Consider the following 12,073-nt stretch of genomic DNA (forward strand, 5'->3'; position numbering starts at 1 on the left):
GGCGTGCAGAAACAGCAACACCTGACCGCTCGCCGCCCGGGCCCCGACATTCATCTGGCTGGCCCGCCCCCGTTCTGCCGACAGCACTATGTCAGCCTGAGGACGGACCAGCTCAGGAGTGCCGTCGTCGCTGCCGCCGTCCACCACAATCACCTCACAGCTGCCGCTGCTCCGCAAGCGGCGCAGGGTGTCACCAATGGTCGCCGCCTCGTTCAGGGTGGGGATGATGACCGAGATGTCCATTAGCCCCCGAGCCGCAGAAAGGCGATGTTCAGCTTGTGCAGAAAGGCTTTTTCCTGATCCGGGTCGAGATCCTCAAAGCGCATATCCAGCACGGTCCGCTGGTGGACGACCCTGAGCGGACCGGAGGGCTCGACCGGGCGGGCGCGCAGCTCAACCCGGCCTTGGTCGGGCAGGCTGGCGTGGAAGCGCGCCTCGGCGTCGGTGTATTCCCGCCGATACGGGAGCTGTTTGCGGCTCAGCAGAGTGTCCAGCCGGCTCACCACCTCGGCATAGGCAAAGCCCAGATCCCAGCTTATCTCGGCCATCATCGCCTCCAGGCGTAGCGGAACACCGTCCACAGGATCTTATAGCCGGCCATGAGGGTGCCTCTGAGCGTCCCGCTGACTTTTGAGACCCCGATGCGCCGGCGGTAGCGAACCGGGACCTCGGTGATGCGCAGTCCTTTTTGAATGGCTTTGATCTGCATCTCAACCGTCCAGCCATAGGTGCGGTCCGTCATCCCCAGTTCCAGCAGGGATCGGAAACGCACGGCCCGAAAGGGTCCCAGGTCAGTATAGCGAAAGCCGTACACCAGCCGAATCAAAGCGGTGGCCAGACTATTGCCAAAGCGGGCGTGCGGCAGCAGGGCGCCGGGCTGAGCCTGACCTGTGGTGCGTGAGCCAATCACCATGTCGTAGTCGCCCGAGACGATGGGGGCGACCACGGCCGGCAGCTCATCCGGATGGTCGCTATAATCGCCGTCGACAAAGACCACGATGTCGGGTGGGTTGGCCTTGAGGTGGTCAATACCGGCCAAACACGCCCAGCCGTAGCCACGCCGCGCCTCGTGCAGCACGCGCGCGCCGCTGGCCCGAGCGACCTCGGCCGTCCTGTCTGACGAGCCGTTTCTTCCAGCTGCTCACGCGGCAGGTCGGCCAGCACCCGCGGCAGGGAGCGCTCTTCGTTGAGGGCCGGAATGATGACGGCAAGACGCGGGGGAGTATCCGGCATAGCTCAGGCTCCGAGCCTGAAACTGACCACGACCAGTGTGCCATCGGGCGGCAGCTGCCCGGTATCGGCCACAAAGCGCGTCGGTTGGCCGACGTAATCGACAATGCTCAGGGCGCCGTAGGCACACCAGACAGCCCGGACGGGGGGCAAAGGGGATGCGGTTGAACCAGCGGTCTCGATTCCCGCCAAAGCGGGGACTGAGGGCGGCAGCCTTGAAGACCCGCTCAAGCGGGAGACCGGCCGGATTGTCCTGCCACGAGACACGAATGGCGAGCCGGCTGCCGGTCAGCGTCCGGTGCGAGGCGGGGTGGGTGTGGCGCTCGGTCCAGGCCGCCATCGGCAGGCTTTTGCCCGCTTGGGCTCCCAGCCGTAGCAGCGCGGCGTGGAAATCGAGGTCATCGACCGGGGTCTGGATCAGAGCGTGGGGAGAAGTGCCGTTGTGCCATACCAGGAAGTGATAGCGCGCCTGGGGTCCTTGGGCGGCGTTAAAACGCCGGGGGAAAATACGGCCCGAGACCAGCACTCGGCCTTTTTCCTCAACAAGCCCCGGCAGCGCCTGACTCGGTCCGTCAGCCGCCCGTGCCCAGCCGGCCAGTCCGAACAGTATCAGACCCATCAGCGCTCCGCAGCGCCACCCGCGCCGTGTGTTCCTCATCCAGCTCATTGCCTACGCCGTGACGCCCTTTGCCATACTCCCCCTGCCACCATTCCCAGGCCAGCATCCCATAGAACGGCACATACTCCAACCAGACGTGGAAGGTTTCCAGACGTCCCCTGTACAGAAAATAAAATGACACATAATACAGGCTCAGCAAACCGGATAAGAGCAGCCACGAACGGAGCGGGAAAATGCTCAGAAAAGGCACCAGACCGACGAAGTACCACGGGTTGGCGACCGGGCTGAGCAGAAACAGCAGGCCCAGCAGCAGCCCGTTACTCCACACAAACTGATGATCGTCCTCCAGCTCAGACCGAGAACCGACCAGAAAGGCGGCTCCAGCCAGCCCCAGCCCGACCACGCCGTTGGCCAGCCAGCGCTCACCGACCAGGGCCACGATGCCGGGAAAAAGCAGACTGTTGGTCTGCCACTGCTCGGCAAAGGTGTAGGTGCCTGTCCACAGCGCCCGGCCGGCCGGCCAAAACGGGGCGTAGCCGACCAGGAGGACCGCAGCGGCCGCCGCCAGTCCGAGCAGGGCTCGCCCCCAGCCGTGGGCTTTCCACACGCGGGCCAGGAAGACCGGCAGAAGCAGGACGGGATACAGTTTGCCTAACACCGCCACGGCCAGGCTGATGTGGGCCAGCACGTCCCGGCCCTTGACCATCAGCACCACGGCCAAGACCACGCAGCAGGCCGGCACCACATCGTAGTGGGCCGAGTTCATGGTTTCTTTTATGATCAGCGGCGACCAGGCGTAGACGACCAGGAGCAGCGGGCTGAGCCCCAGGTGCTTCAGCAGGATCAGCAACAAAGCGCACACACCGAGGTCGAAAGCCACAAAGACCAGCCGCAGGCCGCTCAGACTGCCGGGCGCCAGCCACGCCGCCAGGCCGAAGATAGCCTGGGCAAACGGGGGATATACGGTCGAAATATGGGGATGATTCACCCGGGACAGGACAAACGACAGCCGGCCATCCCGCTCGGCGAGTTGGACATAGGCTCGGAGGGCAGCCCCAGCCGTCCCGGTGTCCGTCTGCTGCTGCACGCGCAGCGGAGCGAACCGGTAGGGATTCAGCCCCTCGGCCACAACCGCGCCGTCCCACAGATAGCGATAGAAGTCATCCTCTTGAATCGGCTGAGAAAAGAACAGCGTGGCGCGAAACAGCAGTCCGAACATCATGACGAGCGCGACCGCAGTGCTCCGCGGCGCTCGGACAGCACGGCCGAGGAGTGGGTACACGGCCAGGCCATAGCAGATGAAGATGCCGGCGTAGACCGCCACAAAGAGCACAATGGGCCGCTGGGCATGCCCCTGGCCATAGACGAAGGCGAAGCTCAGCCAGGTCAGCAGGCCATACAGCGCGACGGTCCCGACGCCCAGCACGATGAGCCTGCCGCATTGACCACGCATAGTTCAAGACCGCAGCCGGCGGCCGCTATCGCCCTGCCTAGCGCAGCTTGCCCTCGACAAAGGGCACTTCGTAGACCTTGTCATGCTGAATGGGGCCGTGGCCGAAGTAGCCCGACTCGCCAAACAGCTCGCCGTGGTCGGCGGTGACGGTGATGTAGGTATTGGCCGGGACCATGTCGAACAGCTGGGTGAAAACCCCGTCGAGGTAACGCACGGCCTCGACTTGGCGCTGGCGCAGCTGGTCGAGCTTGTCCTGATCGAAGAACGGCGCGGGGGCGTCGTCGTCGCGCAGCTTGCCGCCGACCTGCATCTCGTCAAGATGCTTGAACACCCCGTGCACCCCGTGAATCCTGGGCCAGCTGTCCTCGGGCTCGTCCGGCAGGGCGTAGGGATAATGGGTCTCGCCGACATTCAACAGGTAAAACGACGGTCGCTCGGCAGAAAAGCGCATCCGCTCCAGCATGGCGGCCATATCGTTATGCTTGGGCATGAGGGTGAACGAATCAAAATCGCGATTGATCGGCGTGGCCGGATTCAGCACCGGCAGAGAGACCAGGGCGTGGGTCTGATAGCCGAGTTTGTGCTTGAGAAAGCTGGGCAGAAACAGGTCTGGAATCAGGCTCTTGAAGGCGATCTGGCGTGTTCCCAGGCGTTCGTTGTATTTCAGAAAATCCTGCTTGTAATACTCCGAAGCGTAGACCTGGGCGGGGCTCGCATGGGGCAAGAGGCCCATCAGCAGGTTGTAGTGCGAGGGTGCGGTCCACGACGCGTAGCTCCAGCGGCGTTCCACCTGGCCCAGACGAGCCAGAGTCTCGGGTGCGGCGCGCACCAGCGTGTCGTAGCGGCAGCTATCAAGAATAACGACAATATAGTTATTGCGGGCCACGGTGGGAGACGGACGGGACGGTTCGGCCTGGAGCGGGGCGGCGACGGGAGCGGACGGGGGCGGAGCGGGGCGTTTTCTCAGGCGTTCAAAGAGTCTTTTCATTATGGCAGCCGCTATCCACAGATCACACAAGGCACGCCCGGGGTGACTCGAACACCCAACCGACGGGTTCGAAGCCCGGCGCTCTATCCAATTGAGCTACGGGCGCGCACGGCGGTCAGCCTAGCATTTTTCGGGCCCGGTCGGCCAGTCCGTTCCCGCGACCGCGATATTCGACAAGCCCGCCGGCTCTGCTAGGATGCCGTTCCACAACGCTGCGAAGCAGGAGTCACCATGCGAAAGATCGGAACCGCGAAGTCATGGACCACACTCATCGGGCTGCTCAGCCTGTGGCTGGCGGGAGTGGCCAGCCCGTGCGGGGCTGAGCTTGCTGCCGGCGATACCCTCACCATAGACACAGTCTCGCAAGCCGACACCCTCCTCACCCCATCAACCCGCTGGATGCTGGAACAGGGCATGCCGATGCGGATCATTGCCACCAAACGGGTGACCTGGCCCACAGCCTATGAGGAGGCCACCGAGAAATTCGCCAGCCAGGTCAGCCTGTCCGATGACGGACGGCGGCTGCTCAACTATGTGGCCGGCTGCCCCTTTCCGTCCGTTGACCTCAACGATCCTTTGGCCGGCTTTCGGATCATGTGGAACCAGGAGCATCCGCCGTTCAGCATCGACAACTTCGGCACTGACTCGACAACCCAGACGGTGAGCGCCAGCGGAGAGCTGGAACGCACCTTCTCCTATCCGTGGCGGCGCCTGATGTGGACCGGTCGCCTGTACAGCGATCCCAAACCGGTCATCCCTCACGCCCGGAACGTCAGCCACACCAATCTGATCGGCCCCGCCTTTCTGCCCAACGACCACAAGGGCACCTCCATCCTGTCCTTCCGCTACCAGGCGCCGGACGCGCTCGACGACACCTACGCCTACATCCCCGAGACGCGCCGCGTGCACCGGGTCAGCATCGTTGATCGCAGCACGCCGCTGTGGCGGACGGATGTCGATCTGGACTCGTGGTGGGGCTTTAATGCCAAGCTCAGCTTCTGGACCTTCCGGGTGCTGGCCGACAAGGACATCCTGGCGGTCGTGCATAGCGATAAGTACGGCGACCCATCGGCCTGGTGCGCGGCCCAGAACGAGAATAGGGGCATCCTGGCCGCCCTGCCCTGCGTGCCGTGGGAGAAACGGCGGGTGTGGGTCGTCGAAGCCGTCCCGGTCGGCTATGCCGGACGCTATACCTACTCCAAGCGGGTGCTATACGTCGACCAGGAGTTCTTTGCCCCGCTGATCCAGGAAATCTACGATCTGCAGGGCGAGCTGTGGAAGGTCTTCGTGCGCAGCATCGCCTACACCGCCAAGCCCCACGACCGCTACCCCGTCAACCCGATTGCGGGCGCGCGCTACAGCTACAGCGACGAATGGGCCTTCATGCCCCAGGCGGTGATGGTCGATATGCAGGCCCCCCACGCCACGACCTTTGAGGCCCCGGCCGTCCGCAGCCCGCCTGCGGAGTGGCAGACCGAGTGGTATTTCAACGAGGATATCGAGAGCAATAATGCGTCGATTTTTTCCCGCAACTATCTGATCAGGAGCGGCCGCTAGGGCCGGACTCAACGGTCCAGGTCGTCCCGGTCGGCGAATCCTTGAGCACAATCCCCTGGGCCTGGAGCTGATCGCGGATCGCGTCGGCGGTGCTGAAATCTCTGGCTTTACGGGCTGCGGCCCGGTCGGCGATCAGCTGCTCAATCGCCTGTGGGCTCAGGCCACTGCTGGCCAGCCCTTCTTGCCGGACCCGGCCCAAAAAGTCGGCCGGCGCCTCCTGCAACATCCCCAGTACCCCGCCGATGGTGTCCAGGTCCTGGCGGAGTTGGGGCAGGCTGTCGCGCTGGCCGGCATCGAGCCGGCGGTTGGCCTCCCGAACCGTCTCAAACACCACGCCCAGCGCCCGAGGCGTGTTGCAGTCGTCATCCATAGCGTCCTGAAAGCGACCCAGGACCGGAGAGTCTGCGCTACGCGGGCGGGCCGGCGCAGGCTCGGCGTCCGGCCCGAGCGCCTCGTCGAGACGGGCCAGGGTCTGGTACACCCGGCGCAGGCTCTTTTCAGCCTCGTCCAGCTTCTGGTCCGAGAAGTCCAGCGGCATGCGGTACTGGGTCGATAACAACACCACCCGCAAGACCTCGGCCGCGCGGGCTTTCAGCACCTGGCCGATGGTCAGGAAGTTGCCCAGCGACTTCGACATCTTTTCGTGCTCAACGGTGACCATGCCGTTGTGCAGCCAATAGCGTGCAAAGGGACGGTCTTTTGCGCCTTCGGACTGCGCGATCTCATTCTCATGATGGGGAAATATGAGATCCGCCCCCCCGCCATGAATATCGAACGGCTGGCCCAGATAGCGGCTGCTCATGGCCGAGCACTCGATATGCCAACCGGGCCGACCCTTGCCCCAGGGGCTGTCCCACTCGGGTTCTCCGGGCTTGCTGGCCTTCCACAGGGCAAAATCCAGGGCGTGACGTTTGCGCGTATCGACCTCGACCCGGGCGCCGGCCAGCATATCTTCGAGCTGGCGATGCGAGAGCTTGCCGTAGGCGGCAAAGCGCTCAACCGCGTAATACACATCGCCCCCAACCGCATAGGCCAGACCCTTGTTCTCCAAGTCCTGGATCAGGTCAATCATATCGGGAATATGCTGTGTGGCCCGAGGCTCGACGGTCGGCGGCACACAGCCCAGCGCCCGCATGTCCTGACCGAACTCGTCGATATAGGTCTCGGACAGCTCCTGGGTCGAGATTCCGCGCTCGTTGGCCCGGCTGATGATCTTGTCATCCACATCGGTGAAGTTGCGCACAAAGCGGACTTCGTAGCCCAGAAAGCGCAGATAGCGGTAGATGACATCAAAGGTCACCAGAGCCCGGGCATGCCCGACGTGCGAGCGATCATAGACCGTCACCCCGCACACATACATGCCGACTTTGCCGGCGGTCAGAGGAACGAACTCCTCGTCCCTGCCGGTCAGGGTGTTATGCAGATGCAGCGCCATATGTCTGTCGTCCGGGGCTCCCTACTGTCTGCCCGCCACCAGCTGATCGACCACCGACGGATCGGCCAGGGTCGAGGTATCCCCCAGCTGGTCGAGCGCCCCCTCGCCGATCTTGCGCAGAATGCGGCGCATGATCTTGCCGCTGCGCGTCTTGGGCAAACCCTCGGCAAACTGGAGCTTGTCCGGGCTGGCGTGCGGGCCGATCTCGCGGCGGACAGTGGCAATCAGTTCTTTGGTCATGTCCGGGGAAACCTGCTGGCCGGTCTTGAGCGTCACAAAGGCGTAGATGCCCTGGCCTTTCAGTTCGTGGGGCATGCCTACTACCGCAGCCTCGGCCACCGCCGGATGTTTGCCCAGCGCGCCTTCGACCTCGGCCGTCCCCAGGCGGTGGCCGGAGACGTTGATCACATCATCCACCCGGCCGGTAATCCAGTAGTAGCCGTCGGCGTCCCGGCGGCAGCCGTCGCCGGTGAAATACTTGCCCGGATACATGGCGAAATACGTCTGGTGAAAACGCTCGTGGTCGCCGTACACGGTCCGCATGATGCCCGGCCAGGGAAACTTGAGACACAGGTTGCCGGACACGTCGTTGCCCTCAAGCTCATTGCCCTGCTCATCGACGAGACACGGCTGGGCGCCAAAAAACGGCCGGGTGGCCGAGCCGGGCTTGGTCCTGGTTGCTCCGGGCAGGGGCGTAATCAGAATGCCGCCGGTTTCGGTCTGCCACCAGGTATCGACAATCGGGCAGCGCTCCTGGCCGATTATTCGGTAATACCAGTGCCACTCCGGGCTTTTAATCGGTTCGCCGACCGTGCCCAGGATACGCAGACTGGACAGGTCATATTGTGCCGGCCAACTGTCACCCTCTTTCATCAGCGCCCGCAGGGCGGTCGGCGCGGTGTAAAAGATATTGACCTTGTGCTGCTCCACGATCTGCCAAAAGCGGCCAAAATCCGGGTAATTGGGCACCCCCTCAAACATCATCGTCGTGGCCCGGTTGCTGAGCGGTCCGTAGACGATATAGCTGTGGCCGGTGACCCAGCCGATATCCGCGGTACACCAGTAGGTGTCGCCGGGGCGATAATCAAACACATACTTATGCGTGATCGAGGCGTAGACCAGGTAGCCCCCGGTGGTGTGCAGCACGCCCTTGGGTTTACCGGTCGAACCGGAGGTATACAGGATGAACAGCGGATCCTCGGCGTCCATGTGTTCGGGCGGACAGTCCTTAGGCTGCTCGGCAACCAGTTCGTGCCACCACACGTCGCGGCCGGTCTGCATGGCCACCGCATGGCCGGTTCGTTGCACGACCACGACTTTTTCAATCGAGGGACAGTCGGCCACCGCCGCGTCGGCGTTGGCCTTCATCGGGATATCGTTTTTGGCCCCGCGTAAGCCGGTATCCTGGGTGATCAGGACCTTGCAGCTCGAGTCCTGGATCCGATCCCGCAGGGAATCCGGCGAGAAGGCACCAAACACGATGGAATGCACCGCACCGATACGGGTACAGGCCAGCATGGCGACGGCCAGCTCGGGGATCATCTGCATATAGATGCAGACGCGGTCGCCCTTGGTGACCCCCAGGGCTTTCAGAGCGTTGGCGAAGCGGCACACCTGGTCGAGCAGCTCGGCATAGCTCAGCTGACGCGATTCCGAGGCGTCGTTGCCCTGCCAGATCAGGGCCGTTTGTTGGCCGGCCCCGGCTTCGACGTGCCGGTCAAGGCAGTTGTAGGAGACGTTCAGCTTGCCGCCCAGAAACCACTTGGTCTGGGCCGTATGGAAATCCCACTCCAGGACGCGGTCCCATTTTTTGAACCAGCTGACAAAGGTGTCGGCCTGCTCGGCCCAGAACCCTTCCGGGTCTTGTACCGAGCGTTGGTACATCTGCTGGTAGGTGTCCGGGTCGATGGCAGCCTGGCCTTTGACTGCGGCCGGAATATCATAGATGGGTTCGCCGCTCTCGTGTTCTGCCATATCCCTCTCCTTAGTGTTCGGATGTGTGCAGCAGGGCCGCCGGCCCTACTCTTTACGGCCAATCGCTTGCATGAAGCGCTCGTGGACCACCCCACAGGCCATGGAGTACAAGCCGTCCCGGTCGGCCGTTTGGGCCAGAAAGCCGAGGGGAATCTGGAAGCCGCCCTTATCCTTGATATTCCCCCCGCCGTAGTAGCTCTTTTTGTGCTCGTCGGCGCCAAAGGCTTTCTTCAGAAACGTATCTGGAGTGATCGTATCGCTGCGGGTGCGCAGCGAGCCGTCCACGGTTTTGCCGTCCACAATGCCAAAGACCAGGACCGTGTCGGTGCCATCGCGCCGCAGCAGAAATTCGGCTACCTGCGGGATGCCGTCCCGATGCTCGGAGCGGACAAAGCCCACATCGGTCAGCAGCAGACTGTCAAACACCTGCTTGTTCTCCAGCGCCTTTTGGATCATATCCATCACCACCGGGGCCAGGGACTGGTCGGCAATCTTTTTGAGCAGAGCCTGATCGACACACGGCCACAGATAGGCGGCGGCTTCAAACTCCAGGCGCGTTGCCTCGAGCAAGGCCATGGTATCGGCCCGGATCCCGTGCATCAGAGCCGTGGCCAGACGGACCTGATCGGTTTCGCCCGGATTGAGGCCGTGGGGATATTGGGTACGCAGGTATTCGGCATAGATGGCACAGGTCGAGCCGACATCCTCGCGGATATCGACAAACTCGGCCGCAACATCCCCGAGTCGCTTATGATGGTCCACAAAGGATATGAAGGTTTTGCCCTCCAGCTGATCCGAGATCGGCGTGTCCGTCTTTTGGGTATCGACGAAGGCGTACAAATCGTAGGGGTCCAGATCGAAGGTCTCGTCATACAGCACCAGGTTGATCTCCAGGCGTTTGACCAAGGCTCGGTTTTCCTGGTGGCTGACCTCGTGAAAACACAGCAGGGTGGTCTCGATTTCAAATTCGCTGGCCAAAAACTGGTGGGCCAGACCTGAGGCAATATTATCGGGGTCGGGGTAGCCGGTCAGGATGAGCAGGAGCTTGTCTCCCTGGTGGCGACTCAAGATCGTACGCAGTTGAGCCCATTTTGTCCCGCCCGTCTCCTGCGGATCGATGATCCGTAATGGGGACTCTTCTCGGGCCGGCCTCACCGCTTCGGCTGTCTCGGCCATGGCGTTCCCTCCTCGTCGTCCGGCACGCGACCGGACAGGATCAGCTGTCCTGTTAGCGCGCTTTGACAAGATATTCAACTCCCCGGCCAGCGGTCCTGACCGCCCACTCTCTTGAGGAAAGGGGGGGGGTATGCTAGGGGTTTCGCCGCCGTGTGCGGTCTGCCGTCCGGACAGATCGCTCTCCGGCCGAGTGCGGGGCAGTAACGGCAGAAAGGAGCCTGGATGTTCACCCCCGTCGTGCGTGCCTGCGGGCGTCGGTCACTTGAAACGCTGCGCGAAATGGGCCGCATGGGTCTCTTCCTGAGTACCGCCCTGGGCCTTGTGTTCGTCCCCCCGCTGCGCCTCACGCCCCTGCTGCGGCGTCTGTACTTCATTGGCGCCCGCTCGCTGGTGCTGATTATCTTCACCGGCGCCTTCACCGGCATGGTCATCGCGCTGCAGGGCTATATCGCGCTGCGCCGCTTTGGCGGCGAGGCGGCGCTCGGCCCGATGGTCGGCCTGGCGCTCATCCTTGAGCTGGGGCCGGTCCTGTCATCGCTGATGATTACCGCTCGTGCCGGCTCGGCCCTGACCGCCGAGTTGGGCATCATGCGTATTACCGAGCAGATTGACGCCCTGGAGGTGATGGCCATTCACCCCGTCCAATACCTGGTCGTGCCTATCCTGTTGGCCTCGCTGATCGCCTTTCCCATCCTGAGCAGCATCTTTACCGTGGTCGGCATCTACGGCGGCTATGTGGTCGGCGTCCAGCTGCTGGGGGTCAGCGTGGGCAGCTATTTCTCGCAGATGGCCAGCGCCGTGACCTCGCACGACGTGTGGACCGGCATATATAAATCATTCTCATTCGGCGCTATTGTGGCCTGGGTGTGTTGTTTCAAAGGTTTTTATGCCGCGCGCGGGGCGGAGGGGGTGAGTCTGGCCACGACCCAGGCCGTGGTGATGTGCTCGGTGTTCATCCTGGTCTGGGACTATCTCCTCGGCTCACTGCTGTTCTAAGCGGAGACACATGATTCGGATTCACGACCTGCACAAATCCTTCGGTTCCCAGCACGTGTTGCGGGGAATCAATCTGGAGATCCCGACCGGGACGATTTATGTCGTCGTGGGCAGCAGCGGGACGGGCAAGAGCTGCCTGCTCAAGCACATTATCGGCCTGCTGCGACCGGATCGTGGACAGGTGTGGGTTGACGATATCGAGGTCAGCGCCCTGCGCGGCCGGGCGCTCAACCGGATGCGGGACCGTTTTAGTATGCTGTTCCAGGGCGGCGCTCTGTTTGACTCGCTGTCGGTGTACGACAATGTGGCGTTTCCGCTGCGTGAAAAAACCCGCCTGTCAGAAGCGGCGATTAGCGACAAAGTGCATCAGCGGCTGGCCCAGGTCGGTCTGTCGGGCGTGGATGCCAAATTCCCGTCCGAGCTGTCGGGCGGCATGCTCAAGCGGGCCGCACTGGCCCGGGCGCTGGCGACTGACCCCGAGATCATGCTGTTCGACGAGCCGACCACCGGTCTTGACCCCATTCGGGTGAGCACGATCCATCAGCTCATTCTTGACTTGCACCGCCTGCTCAACTTTACTGCGGTCGTGGTCAGCCATGAAATCCCGGAGGTCTTTTCACTGGCCACACATATCGCTATGCTGCA

11 protein-coding genes, 1 tRNA gene and 1 pseudogene are annotated in these 12,073 nt (G+C 62.9%); 3 read left to right on the top strand and 10 right to left on the bottom strand.

Annotated elements, in window-relative coordinates; genetic code table 11:
• The 7 genes and pseudogenes from J4F42_14310 to J4F42_14340 form a co-directional block, all read right to left on the bottom strand.
• Nucleotides 1-243: glycosyltransferase (locus J4F42_14310; protein ID MCE2486684.1), on the bottom strand; the 243-nt coding region annotated here is incomplete at its 3' end.
• Complete coding sequence (locus J4F42_14315; protein MCE2486685.1) at nucleotides 243-548, bottom strand: hypothetical protein; 306 nt, start codon at nucleotides 546-548, stop codon at nucleotides 243-245. The genes J4F42_14315 and J4F42_14310, both read right to left, overlap by 1 nt.
• Nucleotides 548-1,129, bottom strand: a pseudogene (locus tag J4F42_14320) (glycosyltransferase family 2 protein). The gene J4F42_14315 and the pseudogene J4F42_14320 overlap by 1 nt, the downstream one beginning before the upstream one ends.
• 12 nt (nucleotides 1,130-1,141) lie before the next feature.
• Nucleotides 1,142-1,849 carry a hypothetical protein gene (locus tag J4F42_14325; GenBank protein MCE2486686.1) on the bottom strand — a complete coding sequence of 236 codons (708 nt, stop codon included), beginning with the start codon at nucleotides 1,847-1,849 and terminating at the stop codon, nucleotides 1,142-1,144.
• A complete protein-coding gene (locus tag J4F42_14330; GenBank protein ID MCE2486687.1) occupies nucleotides 1,803-3,302 on the bottom strand; it encodes a DUF2029 domain-containing protein in 1,500 nt (499 codons plus the stop codon). The genes J4F42_14325 and J4F42_14330 overlap by 47 nt, the downstream gene beginning before the upstream one ends.
• A 37-nt stretch (nucleotides 3,303-3,339) precedes the next feature.
• Complete coding sequence (locus tag J4F42_14335; GenBank protein MCE2486688.1) at nucleotides 3,340-4,290, bottom strand: sulfatase-like hydrolase/transferase; 951 nt, start codon at nucleotides 4,288-4,290, stop codon at nucleotides 3,340-3,342.
• Between the two features lie 32 nt (nucleotides 4,291-4,322).
• Nucleotides 4,323-4,396 (bottom strand) — tRNA-Arg (locus J4F42_14340).
• Nucleotides 4,397-4,521: 125 nt separating this feature from the next.
• On the opposite strand from J4F42_14340, the gene J4F42_14345 reads away from it, so the two are divergent.
• Nucleotides 4,522-5,847, top strand: a complete 1,326-nt coding sequence (locus tag J4F42_14345) for a DUF1329 domain-containing protein (GenBank protein MCE2486689.1) — start codon at nucleotides 4,522-4,524, stop codon at nucleotides 5,845-5,847.
• On the opposite strand, the gene cysS is transcribed toward J4F42_14345, so the two are convergent.
• From cysS to J4F42_14360, 3 genes are read right to left on the bottom strand one after another with little or no spacing between them, the layout of a single operon-like run.
• Nucleotides 5,831-7,282, bottom strand: a complete 1,452-nt coding sequence (gene cysS, locus J4F42_14350) for a cysteine--tRNA ligase (protein MCE2486690.1) — start codon at nucleotides 7,280-7,282, stop codon at nucleotides 5,831-5,833. The two genes, J4F42_14345 and cysS, sit on opposite strands and share 17 nt — an antisense overlap.
• 21 nt (nucleotides 7,283-7,303) lie before the next feature.
• Nucleotides 7,304-9,256, bottom strand: coding sequence for an acetate--CoA ligase (gene acs, locus J4F42_14355; protein ID MCE2486691.1), 1,953 nt, complete (start codon nucleotides 9,254-9,256; stop codon nucleotides 7,304-7,306).
• 45 nt (nucleotides 9,257-9,301) lie between these two features.
• Entirely contained in the window at nucleotides 9,302-10,432 is a 1,131-nt protein-coding gene (locus J4F42_14360; GenBank protein MCE2486692.1) for a hypothetical protein, read from the bottom strand.
• A 222-nt stretch (nucleotides 10,433-10,654) separates the two neighbouring features.
• Here J4F42_14360 and J4F42_14365 point away from each other — a divergent pair, with 222 nt between their 5' ends.
• The gene (locus tag J4F42_14365; protein ID MCE2486693.1) at nucleotides 10,655-11,428 is read left to right on the top strand and encodes an ABC transporter permease; all 774 of its coding nucleotides are present in this window, start codon (nucleotides 10,655-10,657) and stop codon (nucleotides 11,426-11,428) included.
• A 10-nt stretch (nucleotides 11,429-11,438) separates the two neighbouring features.
• A partial coding sequence (locus tag J4F42_14370; protein ID MCE2486694.1) for an ATP-binding cassette domain-containing protein occupies nucleotides 11,439-12,073 on the top strand: 635 nt, incomplete at its 3' end.

Source organism: Desulfurellaceae bacterium (assembly GCA_021296095.1).
GTDB lineage: Bacteria > Desulfobacterota > Binatia > Bin18 > Bin18 > JAAXHF01.

Bases quoted from the DNA above. Each gene is read 5' to 3' on its own strand.
- J4F42_14315 (MCE2486685.1), bottom strand. From the start codon at position 548: ATGGCCGAGATAAGCTGGGATCTGGGCTTTGCCTATGCCGAGGTGGTG.
- J4F42_14325 (MCE2486686.1), bottom strand. From the start codon at position 1,849: ATGGGTCTGATACTGTTCGGACTGGCCGGCTGGGCACGGGCGGCTGAC.
- J4F42_14330 (MCE2486687.1), bottom strand. From the start codon at position 3,302: ATGCGTGGTCAATGCGGCAGGCTCATCGTGCTGGGCGTCGGGACCGTC.
- J4F42_14335 (MCE2486688.1), bottom strand. From the start codon at position 4,290: ATGAAAAGACTCTTTGAACGCCTGAGAAAACGCCCCGCTCCGCCCCCG.
- J4F42_14345 (MCE2486689.1), top strand. From the start codon at position 4,522: ATGCGAAAGATCGGAACCGCGAAGTCATGGACCACACTCATCGGGCTG.
- cysS (MCE2486690.1), bottom strand. From the start codon at position 7,282: ATGGCGCTGCATCTGCATAACACCCTGACCGGCAGGGACGAGGAGTTC.
- acs (MCE2486691.1), bottom strand. From the start codon at position 9,256: ATGGCAGAACACGAGAGCGGCGAACCCATCTATGATATTCCGGCCGCA.
- J4F42_14360 (MCE2486692.1), bottom strand. From the start codon at position 10,432: ATGGCCGAGACAGCCGAAGCGGTGAGGCCGGCCCGAGAAGAGTCCCCA.
- J4F42_14365 (MCE2486693.1), top strand. From the start codon at position 10,655: ATGTTCACCCCCGTCGTGCGTGCCTGCGGGCGTCGGTCACTTGAAACG.